General features: G+C 64.8%; 24 protein-coding genes. 18 read left to right on the top strand and 6 right to left on the bottom strand.

Annotated features, from left to right (window positions below):
* The first annotated feature begins 3 nt into the window (after positions 1-3).
* The 5 genes from ruvX (at position 4) to QM685_RS11135 (ending at position 4349) form a co-directional block, all read left to right on the top strand.
* The gene (gene ruvX / locus QM685_RS11155) at positions 4-444 is read left to right on the top strand and encodes a Holliday junction resolvase RuvX (RefSeq protein WP_415115725.1); all 441 of its coding nucleotides are present in this window, start codon (positions 4-6) and stop codon (positions 442-444) included.
* On the top strand, positions 431-970 hold the full coding sequence (pyrR, locus tag QM685_RS11150) for a bifunctional pyr operon transcriptional regulator/uracil phosphoribosyltransferase PyrR (RefSeq protein WP_415115723.1): 540 nt from the start codon (positions 431-433) through the stop codon (positions 968-970). Before ruvX ends, pyrR begins: the two co-directional genes overlap by 14 nt.
* Before the next feature lie 147 nt (positions 971-1117).
* Positions 1118-2143, top strand: coding sequence for an aspartate carbamoyltransferase catalytic subunit (locus QM685_RS11145; protein WP_415115721.1), 1026 nt, complete (start codon positions 1118-1120; stop codon positions 2141-2143).
* 36 nt (positions 2144-2179) lie between these two features.
* Positions 2180-3460 (top strand): dihydroorotase, encoded by a 1281-nt coding sequence (locus tag QM685_RS11140; RefSeq protein WP_415115719.1) that lies wholly within the window; start codon positions 2180-2182, stop codon positions 3458-3460.
* Between the two features lie 49 nt (positions 3461-3509).
* Positions 3510-4349, top strand: a complete 840-nt coding sequence (locus tag QM685_RS11135) for a lysophospholipid acyltransferase family protein (protein WP_415115717.1) — start codon at positions 3510-3512, stop codon at positions 4347-4349.
* Positions 4350-4374: 25 nt separating this feature from the next.
* Here the strand turns inward: QM685_RS11135 and QM685_RS11130 are convergent, their stop codons facing one another.
* Positions 4375-5247, bottom strand: coding sequence for a symmetrical bis(5'-nucleosyl)-tetraphosphatase (locus tag QM685_RS11130; protein WP_415115715.1), 873 nt, complete (start codon positions 5245-5247; stop codon positions 4375-4377).
* Positions 5248-5423: 176 nt separating this feature from the next.
* On the opposite strand from QM685_RS11130, the gene QM685_RS11125 reads away from it, so the two are divergent.
* The 13 genes from QM685_RS11125 (at position 5424) to QM685_RS11065 (ending at position 20164) form a co-directional block, all read left to right on the top strand.
* A complete protein-coding gene (locus tag QM685_RS11125; protein ID WP_415115713.1) occupies positions 5424-6335 on the top strand; it encodes a GDP-mannose 4,6-dehydratase in 912 nt (303 codons plus the stop codon).
* 378 nt (positions 6336-6713) lie between these two features.
* A complete protein-coding gene (rfbB, locus tag QM685_RS11120; protein WP_415115711.1) occupies positions 6714-7775 on the top strand; it encodes a dTDP-glucose 4,6-dehydratase in 1062 nt (353 codons plus the stop codon).
* 10 nt (positions 7776-7785) lie between these two features.
* The gene (gene rfbA, locus QM685_RS11115) at positions 7786-8679 is read left to right on the top strand and encodes a glucose-1-phosphate thymidylyltransferase RfbA (RefSeq protein WP_415115709.1); all 894 of its coding nucleotides are present in this window, start codon (positions 7786-7788) and stop codon (positions 8677-8679) included.
* The gene (rfbC, locus tag QM685_RS11110) at positions 8664-9215 is read left to right on the top strand and encodes a dTDP-4-dehydrorhamnose 3,5-epimerase (protein WP_415115707.1); all 552 of its coding nucleotides are present in this window, start codon (positions 8664-8666) and stop codon (positions 9213-9215) included. The genes rfbA and rfbC overlap by 16 nt, the downstream gene beginning before the upstream one ends.
* Before the next feature lie 9 nt (positions 9216-9224).
* A complete protein-coding gene (gene rfbD / locus QM685_RS11105) occupies positions 9225-10151 on the top strand; it encodes a dTDP-4-dehydrorhamnose reductase (protein WP_415115705.1) in 927 nt (308 codons plus the stop codon).
* 326 nt (positions 10152-10477) lie between these two features.
* On the top strand, positions 10478-11893 hold the full coding sequence (locus tag QM685_RS11100) for a mannose-1-phosphate guanylyltransferase/mannose-6-phosphate isomerase (protein ID WP_415115703.1): 1416 nt from the start codon (positions 10478-10480) through the stop codon (positions 11891-11893).
* Positions 11894-11895: 2 nt separating this feature from the next.
* Positions 11896-12714 (top strand): ABC transporter permease, encoded by an 819-nt coding sequence (locus QM685_RS11095; RefSeq protein WP_415115701.1) that lies wholly within the window; start codon positions 11896-11898, stop codon positions 12712-12714.
* 4 nt (positions 12715-12718) lie between these two features.
* Positions 12719-13495: an ABC transporter ATP-binding protein gene (locus tag QM685_RS11090; RefSeq protein WP_415115699.1), complete on the top strand. Its 777-nt coding sequence runs from the start codon at positions 12719-12721 to the stop codon at positions 13493-13495.
* Positions 13496-13707: 212 nt separating this feature from the next.
* On the top strand, positions 13708-15090 hold the full coding sequence (locus QM685_RS11085) for a phenylacetate--CoA ligase family protein (RefSeq protein ID WP_415115697.1): 1383 nt from the start codon (positions 13708-13710) through the stop codon (positions 15088-15090).
* A complete protein-coding gene (locus QM685_RS11080; RefSeq protein ID WP_415115695.1) occupies positions 15087-16664 on the top strand; it encodes a polysaccharide deacetylase in 1578 nt (525 codons plus the stop codon). Before QM685_RS11085 ends, QM685_RS11080 begins: the two co-directional genes overlap by 4 nt.
* Entirely contained in the window at positions 16661-17782 is a 1122-nt protein-coding gene (gene wecB, locus QM685_RS11075) for a non-hydrolyzing UDP-N-acetylglucosamine 2-epimerase (protein ID WP_415115693.1), read from the top strand. Before QM685_RS11080 ends, wecB begins: the two co-directional genes overlap by 4 nt.
* The gene (locus QM685_RS11070) at positions 17775-19034 is read left to right on the top strand and encodes a glycosyltransferase (RefSeq protein WP_415115691.1); all 1260 of its coding nucleotides are present in this window, start codon (positions 17775-17777) and stop codon (positions 19032-19034) included. Before wecB ends, QM685_RS11070 begins: the two co-directional genes overlap by 8 nt.
* Entirely contained in the window at positions 19031-20164 is a 1134-nt protein-coding gene (locus QM685_RS11065) for a glycosyltransferase (protein ID WP_415115689.1), read from the top strand. The genes QM685_RS11070 and QM685_RS11065 overlap by 4 nt, the downstream gene beginning before the upstream one ends.
* Positions 20165-20225: 61 nt before the next feature.
* On the opposite strand, the gene QM685_RS11060 is transcribed toward QM685_RS11065, so the two are convergent.
* The 5 genes from QM685_RS11060 to QM685_RS11040 form a co-directional block, all read right to left on the bottom strand.
* A complete protein-coding gene (locus QM685_RS11060) occupies positions 20226-20639 on the bottom strand; it encodes a GtrA family protein (protein ID WP_415115687.1) in 414 nt (137 codons plus the stop codon).
* Positions 20632-21582, bottom strand: coding sequence for a glycosyltransferase family 2 protein (locus tag QM685_RS11055; RefSeq protein ID WP_415115685.1), 951 nt, complete (start codon positions 21580-21582; stop codon positions 20632-20634). The genes QM685_RS11060 and QM685_RS11055 overlap by 8 nt, the downstream gene beginning before the upstream one ends.
* 189 nt (positions 21583-21771) lie before the next feature.
* Positions 21772-23907, bottom strand: coding sequence for a hypothetical protein (locus QM685_RS11050; protein WP_415115683.1), 2136 nt, complete (start codon positions 23905-23907; stop codon positions 21772-21774).
* Between the two features lie 199 nt (positions 23908-24106).
* The gene (locus QM685_RS11045; protein ID WP_415115681.1) at positions 24107-25270 is read right to left on the bottom strand and encodes a methyltransferase domain-containing protein; all 1164 of its coding nucleotides are present in this window, start codon (positions 25268-25270) and stop codon (positions 24107-24109) included.
* Between the two features lie 76 nt (positions 25271-25346).
* On the bottom strand, positions 25347-26420 hold the full coding sequence (locus QM685_RS11040; protein ID WP_415115679.1) for a zinc-dependent alcohol dehydrogenase: 1074 nt from the start codon (positions 26418-26420) through the stop codon (positions 25347-25349).
* Between the last annotated feature and the right edge of the window lie 49 nt (positions 26421-26469).

Raw genomic sequence — 26469 nt, 5'->3', positions numbered from 1 at the left:
CGCATGAGTCTGCCGGCCGGACGTGAGGCGACGCTGCTCGCGTTCGACTACGGTAAAAAACGCATCGGCGTGGCAGTCGGCAATTCGCTCACACGGCGCGCGCAGTCGCTCGTCGTCGTGCAGAACCGCGGCAAGGACGCCTGTTTCGAGGCGCTCGGCAAGCTGATTGCCGAATGGAAGCCCGACGCGCTCGTGGTCGGCCTGCCGATGCATCCGGACGGCACGCCGCATGAACGCACCCAGCTCGCGAAGCGCTTCGGCAACCAGTTGAACGGCCGTTTCAGGCTACCGGTGACGTGGGTCGACGAGCGCTATTCGTCGGTCGAGGCCGAAGCGCAAATCCGCGACGGCAACGGCCGTGCCGACATGCTCGACGCCGAAGCCGCCCGCATCATCCTCCAGCAATATCTAGACGAACTTTCCGACGATCATGAGTTCCATTGACGCCGAAGCGCTGTATCGCGCGTTGCTCGACCAGATCCGCGCGGCGTATGGCGACAGGCTCGCCGCCGCGCCGGGTGGTGCCGAAGCGGTGGTGCTGGCCGGCATCCACAGCGGCGGTGCATGGCTCGCCGAACGGCTCGCACGCGACCTGAACCTGCCGGACTTCGGCGTCGTGAACGTCGCGCTGCATCGCGACGACTACGCGAAGAAGGGGCTGCATTCGCAGGCAAGCCCGACCTCGCTGCCGTTCGCGGTCGACGGCAGCCGTATCGTGCTGGTCGACGACGTGCTGTACACCGGCCGCACGATCCGCGCGGCGCTCAACGAGCTGTACGACTATGGCCGCCCGGCGTCGGTGGAACTCGCGGTCCTCGCCGATCGCGGCGGGCGGGAGCTGCCGGTCGCGGCGCGCTTCGTCGGCGGCATCGTGGACGTGGCCGCCGACGCGACGCTCGTGCTGGCCCGCGAAGACGATGCCGCGGGCGGCCAGCGGTTTTCCTTTCACACTGAAGCACGCGTCGATTGAAAATCGCGCGGCGGGCGCGGCAGGCCGGAGCGCAAAGCGCGTACGTGCCGTTCGGGCTCGCGCGCGGCGCGGCGCGCAACAAGCGCAACAATCGCCGCGCGCCGCGACATCGATCAGCTTGAAGTCCGTATTTGAAGCAGGTACATCATGAACACCGCCACCCAGGCTCCGCAGGATTCCTCCGATAGCGCGTCCGAGCGCTTCCGCTACGGCTTCCTGAAGGGCAACCCACAGCTCACCAGAAACGGCGAGCTCAAACATCTGTTGTCGATCGACGGTCTGCCGAAGGCCATCGTCAATCACATTCTCGATACCGCCGACCAGTTCGTCAGCGTGACCGATCGCGAAGTGAAGAAGGTGCCGCTGTTGCGCGGCAAGTCGGTGTTCAACCTGTTCTTCGAGAACTCGACGCGTACGCGCACCACGTTCGAAATCGCGGCGACGCGGCTGTCGGCCGACGTGCTGAATCTGAACATCAACGCGTCGTCGACGAGCAAGGGCGAATCGCTGCTCGACACGATCAATAACCTGTCGGCGATGCACGCGGACCTGTTCGTCGTGCGGCACGCGTCGAGCGGCGCGCCGTACCTGATCGCGCAGCACTGCGCGCCGCACGTGCACGTGATCAACGCCGGCGACGGCCGGCACGCGCACCCCACTCAAGGGCTGCTCGACATGTACACGATCCGCCACTACAAGAAGGACTTCACGAAGCTGCGCGTGGCGATCGTCGGCGACATCCTGCACTCGCGCGTCGCGCGCTCGGACATTCATGCGCTGACCACGCTCGGCGTGCCGGAAGTGCGCGCCATCGGTCCGCGCACGCTGCTGCCGGGCGGCCTCGAACAGATGGGTGTGCGCGTGTTCCACAACCTCGACGAAGGTCTGAAGGACGTCGACGTGATCATCATGCTGCGCCTGCAGAACGAGCGGATGAGCGGCGCGCTGCTGCCGTCGGCGCAGGAGTACTTCAAGAGCTGGGGGCTGACGCCCGAGCGTCTCGCGCTCGCCGCGCCCGATGCGATCGTGATGCATCCCGGTCCGATGAACCGCGGCGTCGAGATCGACTCGCAGGTCGCGGACGGCCCGCAATCGGTGATCCTGAACCAGGTGACGTTCGGCATCGCGGTGCGCATGGCGGTGATGGGAATCGTCGCGGGCAATAACGACTGATCAATAGCTGAAGCACAGTTTTAACAAAGGCAGCGCATGAAGATTCATATTCAAGGCGGCACGCTGATCGATCCGGTGGCGGGCACCGAACAGCAGCAGGACATTTTTATCGACGCGGGCAGGATCGCCGCCATCGGCGGCGCGCCGGCCGGTTTCGAGGCGCAGCGTACGATCGACGCGCGCGGCCTCGCGCTCGCGCCGGGTCTGGTCGACCTGTGCGCGCGTCTGCGCGAGCCGGGCTACGAGCACAAGGCGACGCTCGGATCGGAAATGGCCGCGGCGCTCGCGGGCGGCGTGACGAGTCTCGTATGTCCGCCGGATACCGATCCGACACTCGACGAGCCGGGCCTCGTCGAGATGCTGAAGTTCCGCGCTCGCAACCTGAACCAGGCGCACGTGTATCCGCTTGGCGCGCTGACGGTCGGCCTCGAGGGGCAGGTCATCACCGAGATGGTCCAGTTGACCGAGGCGGGCTGCGTCGGCTTTTCGCAGGCCGACGCGCCGGTGGCCGACACCCAGGTGCTGATGCGCGCGCTGCAGTACGCGAAGACCTATGGCTATACCGCGTGGCTGCGTCCGGTCGATGCATATCTTGGCAAGGGCGGCGTTGCCGCGAGCGGCGCGCTGGCGTCGCGGCTCGGTTTGTCGGGCGTGCCAGTGGCCGCCGAAACGATCGCGCTGCACACCATCTTCGAGCTGGTGCGCGTGACCGGTGCGCGCGTGCATCTGTCGCACGTGTCGTCGGCCGCGGGTGTCGCACTGGTGCGCGCGGCGAAGGCCGAGGGCCTGCCGGTGTCGTGCGACGTCACCGTGAACCACGTGCATCTGATCGACCTCGACATCGGCTACTTCGACGCGCAGTTCCGGCTCGATCCGCCGCTGCGCCAGCAGCGCGATCGCGAAGCGATCCGCGCGGGTCTCGTCGACGGCACGATCGACGCGATCTGCTCGGCCCATACGCCGGTCGACGACGACGAAAAGCTGTTGCCGTTCGCCGAGGCGACGCCGGGCGCGACGGGCCTCGAACTGTTCCTGTCGCTGACGGTGAAATGGGCCGACGAAGCGGGCGTGCCGCTCGCCACCGCGCTGAACCGCATCACGGCGGCGCCGGCCCGGGTGCTCGGTCTCGAAGCGGCCGGCCGCGTCGCGGTCGGCGCCGTGGCCGACCTGTGTGTGTTCGACCGCAACGCGCACTGGCGCGTCGAGCCGCGCGCGCTGAAGAGCCAGGGGCACAATACGCCGTTCCTCGGTTACGAACTGCCGGCGCGCGTGCGGGCGACCATCGTGTCCGGCCAGCTCGCGTACGAAGCGCGCTGAGCGGCATTGTTACGGTCCAGTCAAGGAAAGAGTCAAGGAAAGCCCGGCCATGAAGCTCGCGTCACGCAAGGTCCGTCTCATCGCGCATCTGCTGCACGGCATGTGGACCGTCGCGACGCGCTTCCCGAATGCGAGCGCCGAGCGGCGTCACGCGCTCAATCGCGCGTGGTCGCTGAAGATGCTGCGGCTGTGCGGCATGCGGCTCGTCGTGCATAACGACGCGGCGCGGCTCGCTCGCGGCGTGCTGGTGGTCGCCAATCACGTGTCATGGATCGACATCTACGTGATCAATGCGTGGCGGCCGACGCCGTTCGTATCGAAAGCGGAGATCCGGCAGTGGCCGGTGGTCGGCTGGCTCGCGCAGCAGTTGGATACCGTGTTCATCCAGCGCGAAAAGCGCAGCGACGCGAAGCGGATCATGCACGAACTTTCGGATCGCCTCAGCGCCGGCGAGCTGATGTGCGTGTTTCCGGAGGGCACGACGTCGAACGGCCTCGCGCTGCTGCCGTTTCACGCGAACATGTTTCAGGCCGCGGTGTCGGCCGGGGCGCCGGTGCAGCCGGTGTGCCTGATGTATGAAGACGCCGCGGGCCGGCAATCGACTGCGCCTGCGTATATCGATGATCTGTCGCTATCCGATTCGCTCGATCTGCTGTTGCGCGGCGGTCCGCTGACCGCGCACGTGTACGTCGGCGAGCCGCTCGCGGCCGGTGCCGATCGACGCACGCTGGCTGCGCAAGCGCAAGAAGTGGTCGCTCGCGCCTTGCAAGAGATGCAGCGAGGCACCGCGAAAGCAGATGCGGCTGTGGCGCGGGAGCCCGTATCGTCCGACGATTCGGCGGGAAAGCTGATCGCGCCGGTCGACGGCTCATCAGGCCATTCGGCCTGACTTAAAGGGCCACTATTAAAGGCCGCTAGTTGCCGCCGCCCGCCACCCGGCACGATTCGCAATCCACCTGCGTCAGCGTGCGTTCCGCGGGATTCTGCGCGAGCCGCACGGCGGACAGTTGTTCGCCCCACACGCAACCCGAGTCAAGGCCGATCAGGTTGTCGCGCAGGATCAAACCGAGCGCGGCCCAATGGCCGAACACCACGGTCACGTCCTGAGTCCGGCGCGACGGCGCGTCGAACCAGGGAATGCATCCGGCCGGCGCCGAACTGAGGGTGCCGGTGCTGCTGAAATCCATCACGCCGTCCGGCGTGCAGAAGCGGATTCGCGTCAACGCGCTGCACGTCACGCGCAACCGGTCAATGCCCTTCAGGCCGGGCTTCCAGCGATTCGGCTCGTTGCCGTACAGGCCCGCCAGCGTTTCCTTCCAGTTCGGCGCGCGTAGCGCGCGCTGCAGCTCGTCGGCGAGTTCCATCGTCATGCTCGCGTCCCATTCCGGCAGCACGCCGGCGTGCACCATCAGCATGCCGTTTTCGAAGTGCGCGAGCGGGCGGTGGCGGATCCAGTCGAGCAGCTCGTCGGCATCGGGCGCGGTGAGGATATCGTCGATCGTGTCGCCTTTTTTCGATTTGCGAATTCCCGCCGACACCGACAACAGGTGCAGATCGTGATTGCCCAGCACCGGCACCGCGCGCTCGCCCAGCGCGATGACGTCGCGCAACGTGGCCAGCGACTCGGCGCCGCGGTTGATCAGATCGCCCGCGAACCAGAGCGGCGTGCCGTCCGGCGGCGCGGCCTTCGCCAGCAGTTGCTGGAATGGCTTGTGGCAACCTTGCAGATCGCCGAACGCGAGAGGCATCAGGGAAGACGGGACGCTGGGAGCGGGGGAGGGGGTCATCGGATGAATCGAGTGGTTCGTAATTCGAGGTAAGAAAGCGGGGGCCGTATTCGGCGGTGCAACATACTAGCGTGACATAATATATTGTTTGAGGTACTGATATCGCTAGGGGCCCGGAGCCGGCGCGAGCACGTGTCCCCGGCGATATTGCACTACAGACAGGAGAACAGGAAAGCATGCCGTTTTCTCAGGCGACGCAACCCGCGCGCACGCTCGTTACCGGTGCGAATGGTTTCACCGGCCGTTATCTGGTTGAGAAATTGCTGGCCTGCGGGCACACCGTGATCGAGACGGTGGGCGACCGCGACGAGCCGGAAACACCCACGCGGCTACGACTCGACATCACATCGCCGGATGCGTGCCGGCGAGCCATCGAGCGCGCGCGACCCGATTACATCGTGCATCTGGCCGCGATCAGCTTCGTCGGACATGACGATCCTCTGGATTTTTATCGCGTGAACGTGATGGGCACGCTGAATCTGCTGGAAGCCTGCGCGCACGTCGGCCATACGCCGCGCAAGCTGCTGATTGCGAGCAGCGCGAACGTCTACGGCAACGTGACCAGCGAGGCGATCGACGAAGCCTTCCCGCTCCATCCGGTCAATCACTACGCGGCCAGCAAGGCGGCGATGGAAACGATGGTGCGCACCTGGTTCGACCGGTTGCCGATCCTCATTGTGCGGCCGTTCAACTACACCGGCCGCGGGCAGACTTCGAACTTTCTCGTACCGAAGATCGTCGAGCATTTCGCGCGCCGTGAGCCGTCCATCGAACTGGGCAATATCGACGTGGCGCGCGATTTTTCCGACGTGCGTTACGTGGCAAGCGTGTACGAAGCACTGCTCCGTTCCGAGGCCGTGGCGCAGACCGTCAACGTCTGCACCGGCACGCCCTATACCCTGCGCGACATCGTGTCGGCGGCGAGCGACCTGACCGGGCACGAACTGGAAATTCGCGCGAACCCCGCATTCATCCGGCAAAGCGACGTAAAAATGCTCGCTGGGTCGCCGGCCAAGCTGCGCACGCTGGTGCCGACCGTCGAGTCCATCCCGTTCATCGAGACCTTGCGCTGGATGCTCGCAGCCTGACTGGCTGTGCGCGGTCTGTTGGCTTCCTTCCCGTTTTGTCGCTCGTCGCAGCCTCGTGCGCATACGTCTGTTCATATGACGCTTGTGCACGAGCGTTCTCTTTTCGTCATTTCTTCCGAAGCGCCCCTTCGCGGCAGTCGTCAAAAAGAGTTATCCGGGTGACTCGCTACCAAACTTGTCTAGCTGTTTCAAGTTGTTAGGGTTCTAGTTTTTACACCGGGCCGCTTTATAATTGGGGCTTCATAGAATTGGCGTTTGAGTGTCTGTCGGTTGTGCGCGACGGCGCCACGGGCGCCAGCGGAAACGGACACTACCACGCGGGGCGCGCGGGTCGGCAAAGTCATTGCGGCCTGTCACTCCTATGTAGAAGGGAATTTCATGATCCTGGTAACGGGCGGCGCCGGCTTTATCGGCGCCAATTTCGTGCTCGACTGGCTCGATGCGTCGGACGAAGCGGTGCTCAACGTAGACAAGCTGACCTACGCGGGCAATCTGGGCACGCTCAAATCGCTACAGGGCAATCCCAAACATATCTTCGCGCGCGTCGACATCTGCGACCGCGCCGCGCTCGATGCGCTGTTCGCCGAACACAAGCCGCGCGCCGTTCTCCATTTCGCGGCCGAAAGCCATGTGGATCGTTCGATTCACGGTCCGGCCGATTTCGTGCAGACCAACGTGGTCGGCACTTTCACGTTGCTCGAAGCGACCCGCAGCTACTGGAACACGCTCGGCGAGGCCGACAAGGCCGCGTTCCGCTTCCTGCACGTATCGACCGACGAAGTGTTCGGCTCGCTGTCCGCGACCGATCCGCAATTCTCCGAAACCACGCCGTATGCGCCGAATAGCCCTTATTCGGCGACCAAGGCCGGCTCCGACCACCTCGTGCGCGCCTACCATCACACGTACGGCCTGCCGGTGCTCACTACCAACTGCTCGAACAACTACGGTCCGTACCAGTTCCCCGAAAAGCTGATCCCGCTGATGATCGCCAACGCGCTCGGCGGCAAGCCGCTGCCGGTGTACGGCGACGGTCAGAACGTGCGCGACTGGCTGTATGTCGGCGATCACTGCAGTGCGATCCGCGAAGTGCTCGCGCGCGGCACGCCGGGCGCGACGTACAACGTCGGCGGCTGGAACGAGAAGAAGAATCTCGAGGTCGTGCACACGCTGTGCGATCTGCTAGACAAGCAGCGCCCGAAGGCGGCCGGCTCGTATCGCGACCAGATCACCTATGTAAAGGATCGTCCGGGCCACGACCGCCGTTACGCGATCGACGCCCGCAAGCTCGAGCGCGAACTCGGCTGGAAGCCGGCGGAAACGTTCGAAACCGGTCTCGCCAGAACGGTCCAGTGGTACCTCGACAACCAGCAATGGGTGGATGAAGTCGCTTCGGGCGAATACCGGAAGTGGGTCGAGACCAACTACGCGCAACGCGCGTAAAGGCACGGCAATGGCGCGCAAAGGCATTATTCTCGCGGGCGGCTCCGGCACCCGGCTGTACCCGATCACGCATGTCGTCTCCAAGCAACTGCTGCCGGTCTACGACAAGCCGATGATCTACTACCCGCTGTCCACGCTGATGGTGGCGGGCATTCGCGACGTGCTGATCATCTCCACGCCGCAGGACACGCCGCGCTTCGAAGCGATGCTCGGCGACGGTAGCCAGTGGGGGATGAACATCCGGTACGCGGTGCAGCCGTCGCCGGACGGGCTCGCGCAGGCGTTCATCATCGGCCGCGAGTTCGTGAACAACGATCCGTCGGCGCTGATTCTCGGCGACAACATCTTCTACGGCCACGATCTCGCGAAGCAGCTCGAGCGCGCCAATCACCAGCCCGACGGCGCCACGGTGTTCGCGTATCACGTGCACGATCCGGAGCGCTACGGCGTGGTCGAATTCGACAAGCAGTTCCGCGCGCTGTCGATCGAGGAAAAGCCCGCGAAGCCGCGCTCGAACTACGCGGTCACGGGGCTGTACTTCTACGACAAGCAGGTCTGCGACATCGCCGCGGACATCAAGCCGTCGCCGCGCGGTGAACTCGAAATCACCGACGTCAATTCGCGCTACCTCGCGAACGCGGCGCTCAATGTCGAGATCATGGGCCGCGGCTATGCGTGGCTCGACACCGGCACGCACGATTCGCTGATCGAAGCCGCGACGTTCATCGCGACGCTGCAGAAGCGCCAGGGTCTGGTGGTCGCGTGTCCGGAAGAGATCGCGTTCCGGCGCCAGTGGATCGACGGCGAGCAACTGCTCGCGCTCGCGAGGCCGCTCGCGAAGAACGCCTACGGACAGTACCTGCAAAACATTCTTACGGATCACGTCGCATGGCCATCCAGGTAACCGCTACCGCGCTGCCCGAAGTCAAGATCATCGAGCCGAAGGTGTTCGGCGATGCGCGCGGCTTCTTCTTCGAAAGCTTCAATGCGCTCGAATTCACCGGGAAGGTCGAGGCGGGCGTCGAGTTCGTGCAGGACAACCATTCGCGCTCGGCGAGGGGCGTGCTGCGCGGGCTGCACTATCAGATCCAGCATGCGCAGGGCAAGCTCGTGCGCGTGGTCGAGGGCGAGGTGTTCGACGTCGCCGTCGACATCCGCAAGAGCTCGCCGAATTTCGGCAAGTGGGTCGGCGTCACGCTGTCGGTCGAGAACCATCGGCAGTTGTGGGTGCCGCCCGGTTTCGCGCACGGCTTCGTCGTGCTGTCGGAGTCCGCGCAGTTCCTCTACAAGACCACGGATTACTGGTTCCCCGAGCACGAGCGCAGCATCATGTGGAACGATCCGGCGATCGGCATCGAATGGCCGATCGACCTCGAGCCGCTGCTCGCGGCGAAAGATGCGGCGGGCAAGCGTCTCGCTGACGCCGAAGTCTACGCATAAGGGGATCGCATGAGCGCACAGGATGCCACGCGAACGATTCTCGTCACCGGCGTGAACGGCCAGGTCGGCTATGAGCTCGCGCGCACGCTGCAAGGGCTCGGCAACGTGGTCGCGCTCGACCGCTCGCGGCTCGATCTGTCGAACCTCGATCAGATTCGCGCGGTGGTGCGCGACGTGCGTCCCGCGTTGATCGTCAATCCGGCCGCTTATACGGCGGTGGATAAAGCCGAACAGGAAAGCGATCTCGCGATGCGCATCAACGGCGAAGCGCCGGGCGTGCTCGCCGACGAGGCGAAGAAGCTCGGCGCCGCGCTGATCCACTATTCGACCGACTACGTGTTCAACGGCACGAAAGAAGGCGCGTACGTCGAAGACGATCCGACCGATCCGCAGAGCGCGTACGGGCGCACGAAGCTCGCCGGCGAGCAGGCGATCGCGGCGACGGGCGTGAATCATCTGATACTGCGCACGAGCTGGGTGTACGGCACGCGCGGCAAGAATTTTCTGCTGACGATGCTGCGGCTCGGCGCCGATCGGCCCGAACTGAAGGTGGTCGCCGATCAGTTCGGCGCGCCCACCTGGTGCAACACGATCGCGACGCTGACCGCGCATCTGTGCGCGCAGTCATTCGCCGCCGAAGACGGCGCGAAGTGGTGGAGCGAACGCTCGGGCGTCTATCACCTGTGCGCGGGCGACTCGACGTCATGGCACGGCTTTGCATCGGCGATCTTCGAACTCGCGGACTTGCCGAACAAGCCGGATACGCTGCCGATTCCCGCCGCGGATTACCCGACGCCGGCCAAACGCCCCACCAATTCCAGAATGTCGAACGAGAAGCTCGCGCGCGTGTTCGGGCTCGCCGCGCCGCATTGGCGCGACGCGTTGAAGCTGTGTCTCACGGACGGTTTTCCGAAGTCGCCCGCCGCGCGTTCCTGAGGCCGGTTTTCAGCACGTCTTGCGTCGCGCTCGCACATGACGTGACGCGAAACCCGCGGCATTGAACGCGATGCGTTGCGTGGCCCGTTGTGCTGTGATGGTGCTTACCGATGCTAACGGTACCTGACAATAGCGAAAGGGGGCGGCGGTAGAATATCGCTCGACGGGGGACAGTTGCACTGCACCCGTCAATGCGCCGCGGCGCATTCAGATTCGACACGTGCGGACAAAGCGCACGCATGCCGCATGACCCGCTGATTGCGCGGGTTATGCCGATTATCTAAACCGGTGCGACCGCGTAATAAATACGGTACTGAGAGGGAGCTGTGAGTTTGTTACCGATCATTCTGTGCGGCGGAGCGGGATCGCGACTCTGGCCCGTTTCGCGCGAATCGCATCCGAAGCCGTTCATCCGTCTCGCTGACGGCGAGAGCCTGCTGCAGAAAGCCTTCCTGCGCGCGGTGGCGCTGCCCGGCGTGAAGGAGGTGCTGACGGTAACCAACCGCGAACTGTTCTTCAAGACCGAAGACGATTTCCGCGAGGTGAACACGAAGGGCATCGCGACCTCGTTCATTCTCGAACCGTTCGGCCGCAACACGGCCGCGGCGGTCGCCACCGCGGCCTTGCATACGGCGAAGGCGCATGGAGAAGACACGGTGATGCTGGTGCTCGCCGCCGATCATCTGATTGCCGATCAGGCCGCGTTCGGCGCGGCGGTCGCGCGCGCGCAAACGCTCGCGCAGGCCGGCAGGGTCGTGACCTTCGGGATGCACCCGGACACGCCCGAAACCGGCTACGGCTATATCGAAGCCGACGGCGAGAACGTGGTGCGTTTCGTCGAGAAGCCGTCGCTGGAAAAGGCCCGCGAGTATCTGGCGTCGGGCAGGTTCGTGTGGAACTCGGGCATGTTCTGCTTCACCGCGGGCACGATCCTGAAGGAAATGCGCGTGCATTGCCCGGACATTCTCGATGCGTCGGCCGAATGCATGGACAAGTCGCCGTCCGCGGAGGGCAAAACGGGCGCGCAGGTGCGCCTGGAACCCGGCTGCTTCGGCGCGGTACCGGAGCTGTCCTTCGATTACGCGGTGATGGAGAAATGCCAGCACGCGGCGGTCGTGTGCTGCGACCTCGGCTGGACCGACGTCGGGTCGTGGACCGCGCTGTCCGATCTGTCGCCGGCCGACGCGAGCGGCAATCGCGTCGAAGGCGAGGCGCTGCTCGTCGACGTGAAGAACTCGTATCTGCGCGGCGGCGGCCGGCTGATCGGCGCGGTCGGCATCGACAACCTGATCGTGATCGACACGCCCGACGCGCTGCTCGTCGCGAACAAGGATCGCGCGCAGGACGTCAAGCAGATCTTCGCGGAGCTGAAATCGCGCGGCCATGAGACGTACAAGGTGCATCGCACCGTGCATCGGCCGTGGGGCACGTACTCGGTGCTCGAAGAAGGGCCGCGCTTCAAGATCAAGCGCATCGAGGTGAAGCCGGGCGCGAGCCTGAGCCTGCAGATGCACCACCACCGCAACGAGCATTGGGTCGTGGTGAGCGGCATGGCGAAGGTCGTCAACGGCGAGAAGGCGTTCTTCGTGTCGACCAACGAGTCGACCTATATCCCGGCGGGTCACAAACATCGCCTCGAAAATCCGGGCGTCGTCGAGCTCGTGATGATCGAGGTGCAAAGCGGCGAATATCTCGGCGAAGACGATATCGTTCGCTTCGACGACATTTACGGACGTACTTGAAGATGGATATCAGTTTTACCAACGACTCGGAAGACCTGACGCGTCACAACGAGAGCGACGATCTGCTGATCGGCATGAAGGCGGTGCGGGTCTGGGGCACGCTCGGCTGGCACGACATCCGGCAGCGCTATCGCCGCTCGGTGCTCGGGCCGTTCTGGTTCACGCTCAGCACGATCATCATGGTGGTCGTGCTCGGCGCGTTGTATTCGACGCTGCTGCATCAGGAAATCTCGGACTACCTGCCGTACCTCGCGGTGGGTCTCGTCGTGTGGGCGTATCTGGCGTCGGTCGCCAACGAGGGCTGCATGGCCTTTATCGGCTCAGCCTATCTGATCAAGCAGATAAGGTTGCCGCTCACCGTGCACGTGTGCCGCATCGCGTGGCGCAACTTCGTGATCCTGCTGCACAGCCTGCCGGTCGTGGTCGTGCTGCTGCTGATCTTCGGTCACTGGCCGGGCTGGGAATTCGTGCTGGTGCCGTTCGCGCTCGTGATCTTGCTGCTGCACGGCGTGTGGCTCGGCGTCACGCTCGGCGTGCTGTGCGCGCGCTTTCGCGACATTCCGCCGATCGTCACGAACCTGATCCAGGTCGTGTTCTTCTTCACCCCGGTCATGTGGTCGCCGGAAATCCTGAAGGACCGTGCGTGGGTCGCCGAATACAACCCGCTGTATCACCTGATCGAAACGGTGCGCGCGCCGCTCACCGGGCGCCCGACTCACTGGGAGTCGTGGGCGTGGTCGATTGGCCTGCTGATCGTCGGCTTTGCGTTCGCGCAGATCCTGATGAAGCGTTTCCGTAATCGCGTTCCTTACTGGCTTTGATATTGTGAGTTCTTCATCGATTGTCGCTCGTAACATCTCCGTCGAATTTCCGATTTACGAGAACTCGCATCGCTCGCTGAAAAAGGCGGTGCTCAATCTCACGACGGGTGGCCGGATCGGCCAGGACGCGGGTCGCCATGCGATCGTCAAAGCGATCGACGACCTGAGCTTCACCTTCACGGAAGGGGAGCGCATCGGCCTGATCGGCCACAACGGTTCGGGCAAGACGACGCTGCTGCGCGCGCTGTCGGGCGTCTACGCGCCGGTGCGCGGCGAGTTGCACGTGCAGGGCAAGATCGCGTCGCTGCTCGACGTGTCGATGGGCCTCGACCCCGACGCGACCGGCTTCGAAAACATTTATCTGCGCGGCATTCTCGACGGCCTGAAGCCGGCGCGCATCCGCGCCAAGATCGACGAGATCGCCGACTTCAGCGCGCTCGGCGACTACCTGAATCTGCCGGTGCGCACCTATTCGAGCGGGATGATGCTGCGCCTCGCGTTCGCGATCTCGACGAGCGTCGAAGCCGACATCCTGATCATGGACGAGTGGCTGAGCGTCGGCGACGCCGAGTTCAGCGTAAAGGCGGCCGATCGCCTGGAGAGTCTTGTCGGCAAGGCGGCACTGCTGGTGGTGGCGTCGCACGATCCGAAGCTGGTCGCGCGCGTGTGCAACCGCAAGATCTCGATGGAGCACGGCAAGATGGTCGCCGACGAACCGGTGCTGCCACCTGAAAAAACCGACGAACCGCTCATCAGCCACGCCGCGCAGTTGCCGCACTGATAACGCGCTCGGGCGGGCCAGCGGTGCGAGGCACCGATCACCCGGCGCTCGCCGTGCGAGCGCGCAGGCCCGCGGCCCTTCAGGCGTTCAGGAACTGGCTGGATGAGCGTCATGGCCGTAGCGCGGGCAATCCGGCCCGCGACGCAATCCGGACGCACAGTCCAGCAACACCCTCGGGGCTCGACTCCGAGGCGCAACAAGGTTCGAATTTCATGCGAGCTAATCACCCATTTCTGCGCTACTCGGAATCCCTGTTCGTCCGTCAGCCGTTTCGCACGCTGAAGGGTTTCGCGGGCGGCTATATCGCGTATCCGATTGCGGAGAACGCTGAAAAACGCAGCGTGCGGCCGAAAATCCGCGAGCTGCGCGAGCACTATTCGCTGCCGATGCCGCATCGCCGCCGCATCGCGCTCGAAGGGCTCGTCGCGACGCTCGAATTCGCCGGCGCGAAAGTGCCTTACTACCGCGACCTGTTCCAGGCAAAGCAGTTCGATCCCGCCAGGGTCAAGGACGACCCGCGCTATCTGGAAGAACTGCCGTATCTGACCAAGGACATCATCCGCGAGCAGGGCCCGCGTCTGTTGTCGGGGCCGCTCGAAGCGGGCAAGCACCACGCGTGCAAGACCGGCGGCTCGACCGGACTCTCGACGACGATCTACTACGACCAGCAAGGCGCCGATTATTCATCGGCGGTCACGAGCTATTGTCGCGAGCGCATCGGCAAGCTGCGTCATCGCTCCGAGCTGCACTTCGCGTGCCGCTTCCCGGACCAGGGCGTGCCCGAATGGCCGTCGCGCGAAGACTTCAAATGCTTCGCGATGAATCGCAGCAACATCTTCTTCGACCGCATCGACGACGAGGGCCTCGAGGAAATGTGGCGCACACTCAAGCGCCGCCGGCCGTATCTCGCGCACTCGCATCCGTCGACGATGTACGCGCTCGCCTGCTACGTCGAGCGCAAGTACGGCGGCGGCAACGCGTTCCAGGTGTTCGAGTCGAGCGGCGAGCTGCTCGAGCCGCATGCGCGCGAGATGATCGCGAAGGCATTGCGCTGCCGCGTGATCGACCGCTACGGCCTCGCCGAGCTCGGCGTAATGGCGTATGAACTCGACGGCCATGATGGCGGTTTCCAGATCCTCGAATCCGAAGGCTGGCCGGAAAGCCGCGTCGCGCCCGACAGTCCCGATGGCGCGCATGAACTCGTATTCACGGGTTTCCGCAACTGGCTGATGCCGCTGATCCGCTACACGACCGGCGACCTCGCGCGCGTCCAGGAAACGGAGAAGGGCTTCTTCCTGACCGACGTGGTCGGGCGGATTCACGACGTCGTGCCGATCAATGGCGTCGCGCACCCGACGCACCACATCCAGGACATGCTCGATCACCGCGTCGGCGGGATCCAGGAATTCCAGATCGATCTGCGCACCAACCCGCCGACGTTGCGCATCGTTCTCGAACCGCACGCGAATGCGGACGAGACGACCGCGAAGCTGCGCCACTTCTGGCAGGACGCGTTCACGATCGCCTACGTCGGCCATGACGATTTCGTGCGCGTGGGCAGCCGCGCCAAATTCCGCCACGTGGTGAGCGCATGATCGGCGTCGCGTTTCCGGATGCGCGCGCCGACGCCGGCCAGTACGTGCTGGCGGCGCTGCGGCGCTCGGTCAGCGCGACCCAGGCGCAGGCGATTACGCGCGGCATGCTGCGTGAGATCGCGCCGGATGCCGTGGTCGCCGTCGACGCGCCCGACGCCTGGAGCGCCGATCTGATCGCGTTCGTGCAAGCGCGCCCGCGCAAGCTGATCGTGTTCGGCCACATGCCGATCGCGCTCGCGGACTACCTGCGCTACCGGCCGGCGAGCCTGCCGCCCGAACTTGCGCAGGCGAGCCGCAGCGCGCAGGCGCCGTCCGGCGAAGCGCGCGAAAGCGCGGCGGCGGTGCGCTATGGCGCGTTGGCGCAAACGCTCGGCGGCCGGCCGTGGCATCGTCCGTTCGAGCGCTTCGACTTCACCGACGAATGGAACAACCTCGGCTACGGCGCGATTCGCGCCGATGGCTCGATCTGGGCGCTCGCCGAAGCGCCCGAGGTGCCCGTCGAGGCGGAGTTGGCCGCGGTCGTCGTGAACGGCGAGCGGCAGTTCGCGTACGCGGCGCTGTGGGATGCCGGCGCGTCGGGTGTGCTGTGGTTCAACCGGCCGGTCGGCCCGTGCGATTCGTTCGAATGGCGCATCGTCGAGCAGTTTCTGTCGGGCTACCGCGCCGATGCGCTGCCGTGTCAGCCGGTGCTGAGCGAATTGCCGTGGGGCTACGACGCGGCGATCACGTCGCGGCTCGATTGCGATGAAGACGTCGAATCGGCGCGCCCGTTGTGGCAGGCCTACCAGCGTCTCGGCGTGCCGTTCACGCTCGCCGTGCATACGCAGAACCTGCAACGCGGCGGCCAGCACGAAATCCTGCGCGAACTGCTCGCCGACCGGCAGCAGGGCGCGGTGTTGTCGCACACGGCCACGCACTCGCCGAACTGGGGCGGCAGCTACGACACCGCGCTCGCCGAGGGCGCGCAATCGGCGGAACTGCTCGAACGCGCGACGGGCGTGCCGGTGCGCTACGCGGTGTCGCCGTTTCATCAGTCGCCGCCGTATGCGATGCGCGGCCTGATCGACGCGGGCTACGCGGGCTGTATCGGCGGCATCATCCGCAACGATCCGGAGTTTCTGAGCGCGCGCGGCGGTGCGCTGGCGGGTTTGCCGGCGGGCTTCGTCGGCCATAGCCAGCAGTGCATGCTGCACGGCGACTGCATGATGAAGCAGGGCGATCCGCTCGCAATCTTCAAGCAGGCCTTCGACAACGCCTACGCGACCAACACGCTGTTCGGCTATCTCGACCATCCGTTCTCCGAACGCTACGCATACGGCTGGTCCGACGAGGTAGCGCGCATCGACGCACACGAGCAGTTCATCGCGTACATACGCGGCAACGCGCGCCGGCCGCTGTTTCTGCACGAGGAAGCCGCGCTCGATTTCCTGCGCTTCAGGTCGCTCGCGCAGATCGTCGAACAGGACGGCGCGTTCAGCGTCGTCACGCCGTTCGCTCATACGACGCCGCTCACGCTCGGCGTCGAGTTCCGGGGTACACATACGCAGGTCGAGGCGGGGAAAGCACTGCAATGAAAGTCATGGTGGTGATGGGCACGCGGCCCGAGGTCATCAAGCTCGCGCCGCTGGTGCGGGCGTTGCGCGGCGAATTCGAGACGATCGTCTGCGTGAGCGGACAGCACAGGGACATGGCCGCGCAGGCGCTCGAATTTTTCGGTATCGAGCCGGACATTACGCTCGAGACGATGCATCCCGGGCAATCGCTGAACGCGCTCGCGGCGCGCCTGATCGCCGCGCTCGATCGCGCGCTCGACGAAGTGCGCCCCGACTGGGTGATCGTGCAGGGCGACACGACGACAGCGTTCTGCGCGGGCTTCGCGGCGTTCCAGCGCGGTATCCGCGTCGGCCACGTCGAGGCGGGGCTGCGCACCGGCGATCTCGCGAGTCCGTTTCCGGAAGAAGCGAACCGCAGCCTGCTCGGCCGCATCGCGACGCTGCATTTCGCGCCGACCTCGCGCGCGCGCGACAGCCTGCTCGCCGAAGGCGTGGCGGCACGGAAGATTCTCGTCACCGGCAATACGGTCGTCGATGCGATCGCCGAAGTGCGCGAGAGCTGGAACGTCACGCCGCCGGCGAGCCCGCTGCCCGAGTGGCACGGCGCGCAGAAGCAGCACGTGCTCGTCACCTGCCACCGGCGCGAGAATTTCGGCGACGTGCTGCAGGACATCTGCCGCGTGCTGCGCGATCTGTGCGAGCGGTATGGCGATTACCGCTGGGTGTTCCCGGTGCATCTGAATCCGGCCGTGCGCGGGCCCGTGCATCGCGAACTGGATGGTATTCCGAACCTCGCGCTGATCGAGCCGGTCGACTATCCGACGAGCCTGCATCTGATCAGCGGCAGCGCGGTCGTGGTCAGCGATTCGGGCGGGATTCAGGAAGAGGCGCCGACCTTCGGCGTGCCGGTCGTCGTGATGCGCAATCACACCGAGCGCCGCGAAGGCGTCGATGCCGGCTTCGCGACGCTCGCGGGCCAGAGCGCGGCGAGCATCGAAAGCGCGGTGTGCGGCTGGCTCGACGATCCCGCGCGCCGTGCCGCGCTGCGCAATCGCGCGAATCCTTACGGCGACGGCCAGGCGTCGCGGCGCATCGTCGAGAGCCTGCTGGGCCGGCCGGTCGAGGTGTTCGTTGGCTGACGGCAAGAGCACGGCCCTTCCCGCGCTCGCCGCGCAAGACTGCGTGCTGTTTTCGACCGCCGACTGGGACGAACCGTACTGGACCAACAAGCAGCACACGGCGAGCATTCTCGCCGCGCGCGGCTGGCGGATCCTGTACGTGGAGAGCGTCGGCTTCCGCTCGCCGAAAGTGGGCAGCGGCCGCGACTGGTCGCGGCTGTGGCGGCGCCTGTGGCGCGGCGTGCAGTCGCTGGTGCTCGGGCCGCCGCACCGCGCGGACAATATCTGGGTGCTGTCGCCATTGATGGTGCCGGCGGGACATCACGTGCCGTTCGTGCGCGCGCTGAATCAGGCGATGTTGCGTTTTTCCGTGAACCGCTTCGCGAAGTCGCATCGTTTCAACAAGCCTGTCGTGTGGACTTATCACCCGTACATGCTCGACTCGATCGCGACGCTGCCGCGCGGGCCGCTCGTCTATCACTGCGTCGACGATATCGCGGCGATTCCGGGGGTCGACGTCGAGGCGTTCCGCAACGCGCAGCAGGACCTGCTCGGACGCTGCGAGGCGGTGTTTACGACCGCGCAGTCGCTGAAGGACGTGTGCCTGCCGTTCAACCGCAATACGCATTTCTTCGGCAATGTCGTCGACGACATGCATTTCGGCGAAGCGCGCGCCGACGGGCCGCTGCCCGCCGAGCTGGCCGCGATCGCCGAGCCGCGGCTCGTGTATCACGGCGTGCTGTCGGACTTCAAGGTCGACTTTCCGCTGTTGCTGAAGACCGCGCAGGCGCGGCCGGAGTGGCAGTGGGTGATCGTCGGCGAGGAGCGCGAAGGGCAGCGCAGCGAACTGTTCGCACAGCTCGCGCGTCTGCCTAACGTGCATCCGCTCGGCTACCGGCCGTATCAGGTCCTGCCGCAGTACCTGCGCGGCATGCGGGTCGGCGTGCTGCCGACGCTGATCAACGAATACACGCACTCGATGTTCCCGATGAAGTTCTACGAATATCTCGCGGCCGGTCTGCCGGTCGTGTCGACGCCGCTCGATTTCGCGAAGGAGCCGCGCGCGGGGCTCGAGGTGGGCGGCGATGCCGATGCGTTTATCGCGGCGATCGAAAAGCAACTGGCGCGCGGCAAGCTGAGCGCCGAGGAGGCGCGCGCGGCGGTTGGAGAGAATACGTGGGAGGCGCGGCTGGACAAGATGTTGGCGATTACCTTTCATCGTGAGCAGGCGGCCGGCGGCGCGCGGGAATGCGGTGCGGAGGTACGCACGTGAGGGTCGTTCATGTGTACCGCACGTACTTCCCCGATCCGCCCGGCGGCTTGCAGGAAGCCATTCGCCAGATTGCGCTGTCGACGCGCGAGCGCGGCGTCGAACCGCGCATCCTGACGCTGTCGCCGACACCGGTGCCGACCGTCGTCGACTATCCCGAAGGGCAGGTGATTCGCGAAAAATCGTGGGCCGCGCCGGCTTCGTGCGATCTTGGTGGTCCGTGCTCGGTGATCAGATATCGCGAGATGGTCGAGTGGGCCGACGTCGTGCATTTCCACTTTCCGTGGCCGTTCGCCGACGTGCTGCATCTGCTCGGGCGCACGAAGAAGCCGACGGTGATGACGTATCACTCCGACATCGTGCGGCAGAAGGCGCTGGGCGCCGTGTATGGGCCGCTGATGCGGCGCACGCTGCGCAGCATGTCCGCGGTGGTCGCGACGTCGCCGGCCTATGCGCGGACCAGCGAGACGCTGGCCGCGTGCGTGTCGAAGGAGCGTCTGAAGACCATTCCGCTCGGTATCATCGATTATCGTGACGTGCCGCAGCCGGCCGACGCGCAGCGCAACGTGGAGACCCGGCTGGGTCTCGTGAATGGCGAGCCTTATTTTCTTGCACTCGGCGTGCTGCGTTACTACAAGGGGCTGCATACGCTCGTCGAGGCGGCGCCGCATGTTCAGGCGAAAATCGTGATCGCGGGATCGGGCCCGGAGCGCGAGCGCCTCGCCGCGTTGGCGCGGCAGCACGGCGCGACCAACGTCGTGTTTGCCGGGCAGGTCACGCACGAGGAAAAGGTCGCGCTGCTCAAGGGCTGCCGCGCGATGGTGTTGCCGTCTCACCTGCGCTCCGAAGCGTTCGGCATGGTGCTCGTCGAGGCCGCGATGTTCGGCAAGCCGATGGTGTGTTGCGAGGTGGGGTCGGGGACGTCGTTTGTGAATGAGGATGGGGTGACGGGGTGGGTCGTTCCGCCCGAGGCGCCGGAGCAACTGGCTGCCGCGATGAACCGGCTTGTTCTCGACGAAGCGCTTGCGCGCGGGATGGGGGCGGCGGCGCGGGAGCGGTATGAGCGGTTGTTTTCGGGGGGGGCGTTGGGGGCGGCGTATCGCCGGCTTTATGAAGAGGTGACAGCGCGCTAGCAGCCTATTGCTATGTCATTGCTGCGCGCGAGCGCCTACCGCTCGTCCGGCGCATGCTGTGTTATTCCGCGTCTTTCTGCGGCGTAGCCTTGAACACCCATAGCTTGGCCGTCGCGAAGTTCACGAACATCCCAGCGATCGAACCCGCCGCGACCGCCAGCAACGGACTCGCCGCACTGCGCGGCAGCAGATGTAGCGCGAGCACATACGCGCCGTAGTTGCATGCGCCGCCCAGCGACATCGCGGCCAGATACTGACACCATTCGCGCCACAGCGATTCGCCCTTCGTCGCAGTGAAGGTGACGCGCCGGTTGATCTGCCACGTCACGAAGGCCGCGCAGATGAACGAGATCGCGCGGCCCAGGTAGGGGCCGCAGCCGAGCGCCAGCGCGGCATAGAGCACGCTCGCATCGACGCCGAAGCCGACCGCGCCGGCAATCGCAAACCAGATGAATTCGCGGTGCAGCTTAGCCACCTTGACTCCGCGACTTCAGTGCCGGAATCGCGAGATAGGCGATGCGCTTGAGTTCGTTGCGGCCGCGCGTCACCGTATCGAGCACGATGCCGCAGATCAGCAGGATTGCGCCCAGCAACATCAGCACGGTGCTCAAAATGAAGGTCGGAATGCGCGGCACCAGACCGGTTTCGACATACGTCGTGAAGACCGGAATGGCCAGCGCGATGGAGAGCAGCGTGCAGATCGCGAAGCCTGTCGTGAAAAAGGCGAACGGCTTTTCCGACTTAAACAGCTTCATGATCATCATCAGGATTCTGAAGCCGTCGCGGTAGGTGTTGAGCTTGCTCTCCGAGCCCTCGGGCCGCGACGAATAGCGCGTTTCGACTTCCGCGACGGGCATGCGCATACCGAGCGCATGGACCGCCAGTTCGGTTTCGATTTCGAAGCCTTTCGAGTGCGCGGGGAAGGTCTTCGCATAGCGGCGCGAAAACACCCGGTAGCCCGACAGCATGTCCTTGAAGGTTTTGCCAAAAATGGTTGCCGCGCATTGCGTGAGCAGCACGTTGCCGAAGCGGTGACCGAGCCGGTAAGCGGTTTGCTCGTCGCTCAGACGCGAGCCGACCACCATGTCCAGCTTGTTTTCGACCAGCAGGTCGACCAGCATCGGCGCGACGGCGGCATCGTAGGTCGCGTCGCCATCGACCATCACGAACACGTCGGCGTCGACGTCCGCGAACATGCGGCGCACGACGTTGCCCTTGCCTTGTAGCGGCACGGCGATCACCTCGGCGCCAGCGGCGCGGGCGACTTCCGCGGTATCGTCTTTCGAGTTATTGTCGAAAACGACGATGTCGGCGGTGGGCAGGCTTTTTCGGAAGTCGCTCACGACAGTGCCGATTGCCGCTGCCTCGTTGTAGCACGGAATGACGACGGCAATTCGAATAATAGGGGTTTCGACCATATTCTATGAGTGCTGTTCCAGGTAGCGACTTGTCGCGAGCGCAGGCGGCCTGTCAGTGATGAAAGGCTCTGTGGAGTGGCGCGGTTGGATGGAATTTTACCTCAAGCCAAATGGCGTCCCGGAGGCCGTCGAGAGCGTCGCATGCCGCGTGTGGAGTTGCGTAGCATGCGGAATCGGGTAATAGCGGAATCAGCCGGCCTTGCGGGTGCGCAAGCCGCGTACGACGTCAAGGACGAACGCGAGACAGCCGAGCAGCAGCGCGAGGTAGGCCCACTTCATATGCATCGGCAGGAAGCGGAATTGGATCTGCGACTCGCCGGCGGGCAGGTCGATCTGCTGGAAAATCTCCGCGGTGCGCACGATCGGTGCGTCATTGCCATTGATGGTCGCACGCCAGCCCGGCATGAACAGTTCGAGACGCGACAGTGGCGACGGCTTGTCGCATTGCGCGTGAAGCGCGTCGCGGCCCTGCGGTGTCAACGTGCAGCCGGGCGCATCGAAATACGGCGTGGGAGCGGGCAGTTCGAAAATCCGCATCACCTCGTCGTGATACACCTCCTTCAGGCCCGGCGTCGGCGCGCTGGTCAGATAGCGGTGCAGCTTTTCGTATGCCGGCGTCTCGATATTGAACGGCACGACCGCGTAGCGCACCCCAATTCGCCGGTAGGCATCCAGGTTCGCGACCAGACTGTCTGCCGCCGAAGGACCGTTCGGGTCGCGACGCGTGACGCCGGGGATACCATCCTGATTGCTATCGAGATGCGCGGTGACGTAATGCGTCCAGTCGGTCGGCGCGGGCAGATCGTTGTAGTTGATCGACGCAATGCCGAAATACGAGCCATAGTTCGGCGCGATCGGGCCGAACGTTGCGAAGCGGTTCAGGCCGAGGTTGTCCTGCAGGAAGCGGACGCCCGCGAGGTGAATGGTCGAGTGCCGGGGAGCGCTGAGCATCGGCACTGCGAAGTTCACCACACTCTCGACAATCAGCACGACCGCGAGTGCGACTGCCGGCGAGCGGAGCGTATCGGTTCGCCATGCAATGATCGCCATCGCGAACAGCACCGCGATGCCGAAAATCGCGCCGCCGTGAGCAATGGCGCCCGTCGGTACGACGTGGTGCTGGACCAATGGAATCAAGCTCAGCAAACACGCGACGGTGGTCGCAACGACCGCGAGCTTCAGCCGTACCGGGCGCGGTTGCGAAGCGATGTCGGTCAAGGCGAGTGCCGACAGCACGCACAGCGCCAGCTCCCACGACGGCGGGAAATAGCGAAAAAACGCGGCGAATTTGAGTCCGGGAATCAAGCGCACCAGCGCATGAATGCCGGGCACGCCGTACGTCATGCCCAATGTCAGCACGACCCACACGGCCAGCGCGATACGCAGACTGCGCAGGCGCTTGCCGAACATCCCGTAGACGGAGAGCACGGACAACGCGATGCCGGCATAGCCGCCAATGGCGCCCCAGAAGCCCTCGATGCCGGGCAGCTGGAAGATGCCCCCGAATGCATACGGCATCCACGTGCCGAGCACGGTCGAGCGCTGCATGTACACGCTCGCGAAACCGTCGCCCGCATGGCCGCCGGTATCGGAAATCGGCAGGTAATCGAAGAACGCGAGCACGACCGGCGCGGCGACGGCGAGGCCGACCAGTCCGCCGGCCGCGACGTGAACGATGAAGCGCAGTCCCACCGCACGCGGCAGCGAAGCCGCGCGCACCAGTGTCCATACGACGATCAGCAAGCCGTTCAGATACGCCACTTCCGGAAAGCCAGCATAGAGCGACGCGGCGATGCCGATGGCGATCCATGCCGCGTTGCCACGTCGTCCCTGGCTGATTCGCTCGTAGAGCATTTCGACGCCGAGCAGCACCATCGGTAGAAACGGCACCGGATTGACGATCGCATTGGCGAGCCACGCGAACGTGCCGTTGAATTCGAACGCCAGCGCGCCGGCAAGCGCAGCAAGCGGCGCGCATCCGAGCTTGCGCAGTAGCGCCCACGTCGACAACCCGGCGATGATCTGCAACGACAGATGCATGTACAGCTGGCCGTCGGGCAGCGCGAGCAGCACGTTGAGCGGCGACAGCGCGGCAGCCTGCATCTCGCCGGCTAGCGGCGCCCCCACACCCTCGTAGTGATTCCACCACGGCAGATGTCCGGATAGCACATCGAGCGCCGCGCGATGGCCGAGCGCGTGGCTCGTGAACGCGATATTCGGATCGATGGTCGGAAACGGCGGAAAGCCGCCCAGCGGACCCGGATGCACATTGGTGGCGAGGCCAGCGTAAAGCGCGAGCGGGTCGGAAATCAGTATCCTGAACAACAATGGCGCCTTGACTAGCAGCGGGGCCAGGATGACGATCGCAACGCATATCGCGAGTTGCCGGTGCGATGACGTCCGCTCGGCAGATTCAATTGGATGCATGAGTGGCAGGCGCGTGGGTCGTGATAGCGCGCCATCCTAACATTTCGGAACACTGTCGGGCACTCGGCGTGCCGGCGACCGTTTCGTTTCAGATTTTTCAGCGCGCCTTGACGGTGGCCGGCGGCGATGCAAAGGCGGGACGGCGCAGCATGCGCCCCTCGCGCCACCCATGATGCTGATAATGCTGAGCCGGATCAATGCCTGCCGCGGCCACGTCGGTATTGGCCGCGAGATATTCCTCGCCATTGAAGTTGGGGGGCAGCGCAATCGGTTCGTCGGGGTCCAGTTCGCTGCGCTGTCCACTGACGCGGATCGCGCTGAGGCCCGTGCCGCTGTCGCGCGTCTCGCGCAGCGCTTCGAGCTTGCGCCGCGTGCGCTCGAACAGTCCGGGTCCGTACTGCGTCGCGCCGTGGGCCGACTCCGCCATCCGTTGCCAGCTGTCGGCGATGTAGCGGCGGTCGCGCGAGCGTCTCATCACGACGGAAAACTCGATATCGTCGGGCAGCGTGTCGCGGAAGTCTTCGCAGGCGAAATCGAGCAGTTCCATTTCGCTCAGATCGGCGATCAGTTTCGCGAACGAGCGCGGCGTAAATACCCAGCAATGGACGTCGTGATAGGTGCCGTTCTCGAACGCATCGCGCGCGAGGTGCAGCGCGCCTTGCCACGTGTGATGCCGCTTGACCGAGTCCGGCTCGATCCGCTTGCGCCACGCTTCGCGGGTGGAGACCTCGGCAGCGGACAGGCAGTGATCGAGCAGCGAGTAGGGCTGCGGGATGCGGGCCCGCGCGATATAGCTCGCCAGCACTTCTGGAAGCTGGCTTTCGCGGCGGAAGTAGTCGAAAGTGAAGCGCCGGTCGGGGACCGCGAGGCGCACTTCGCCGGTCGGTTTGAGGACCGAGGCCAGCTCGGTGAGCCACGTGACCAGGTCGGGCACATGCTCGACCACGTGAGAGGCCACGACGTAATCGACATAGCGGCCCTTGATCGCCTCATGCAGCGTGTTGCGGCCCCACACCGCGTCGACATCGACGATCTCGTCGATGTTCAGATGCGGATCGTCCTTGTACTTCTGACGCAGATGGGGCGTGTCCGTATGGTCCACGTAGATGATTTCGCCGCCATCGCCGCGCCGCACGAGAGGCCAGCATAGCGGGCCGATTTCGACGCCCACGCTCCCCTTGAGGTTGAGCCCTTTCAGCAGACGGCAGCGTCGCCTATCTCGAATTTCACCGATGCCGAGACCATTGTCTTCCTTTGCCATGTTGCCTCCTGTATTGGACGGCACAGCTTGAAGTTATGACTGAGGTTCACCGCATTACGTGGGACTGCTCACTCCATCAGGTATGAACCTGGACCTTGATCGAGTCCGAACTTTTGTCGCAAGCCAGTCGGAAGGCTTCCTGAATGTCGTCGAGGCTCAGGTCGTGCGTAATCATCGCGCGCAACGTGTCTCCCTTGCGCGCGAGCAGATCGATCGCAAGGGCGAAGTCGTGTTGACCGTCGATATAGCCGTAGCAGTTCGGCAAATGGATCGTCAGTTCCTTGATATGCGGCGCGATGATCTCGATGCCCCTGAAGCCGTGATCGAACGCGCCGAGCACGCCGACCTGGCCAAGCGGACGGACGAACTGACAGGCGTAGTCGAAGGTGTCGGCTGTTCCGCCGACGGCTTCGATCGCATAGTGGGCACCGAGGCCGCCGGTCGCCTCCTGGATCACGCGCAGCGCTTCGGCTCGATCGGCCGGCAGGATTGCAGTGGCGCCCATCGCCAGTGCCGCGCGGGCCTGCGCCGCATGCCGCGCGACCACGTAGATTTTTTCGCTGCCGGCATCGAGCGCGGCGGCGAGCGCCGCGAGGCCGATCGTGCCCGCGCCGACCACCACGCCGACCGAACCCGGCGCAATGCGCATCTTGCGGCACGCGTGCACACCGACGGCTACCGGCTCGACGATTGCGCCGAGCTTATCGTCGACCGCATCCGGCAACGGAAACACGCCCGCCTCCTTTGTGCGGACGTATTCGGCGAAGCCGCCGCCGAACGGAAATTCGCGTACGCGGCAATGAATCGGCGTGCCGAGCTGGCAGTATTCGCACTTGCCGCAGGCGGTCCCCATCACCATATCGATCGTGACGCGCTGGCCGACGCGCACAGTTGTCACTCCAATGCCGACTTCGACCACGGTGCCGCTCAGTTCGTGACCGTTCGGAAAGCTTTGATGGGCATCGACGTTTCGGTAGGCATGCAGATCGCTGCCGCATATGCCGACAGTTGCCACCTTGACGATGACGGTGCCGGGCAGCAATTCAGGTATCGGCATGCGGCCAACCTTCATCGTGCGAAGGCCATCCTGCAAGCCGGCCCGCATGGACGCGCCTTCGGTGCGATACTCGAGCGCGCTCGTCGAAGTCATCTGTGAATCTCCTCAAATCTCGTAAGACGTGGGCGGATGCGATAGGGTC

Origin of the sequence: Paraburkholderia sp., from assembly GCF_047605525.1 — a bacterium.
Taxonomy (GTDB): domain Bacteria; phylum Pseudomonadota; class Gammaproteobacteria; order Burkholderiales; family Burkholderiaceae; genus Paraburkholderia.
The sequence above is the reverse complement of the archived record's forward strand: the minus strand, read 5'-3'. Positions and strand labels throughout refer to the sequence as shown.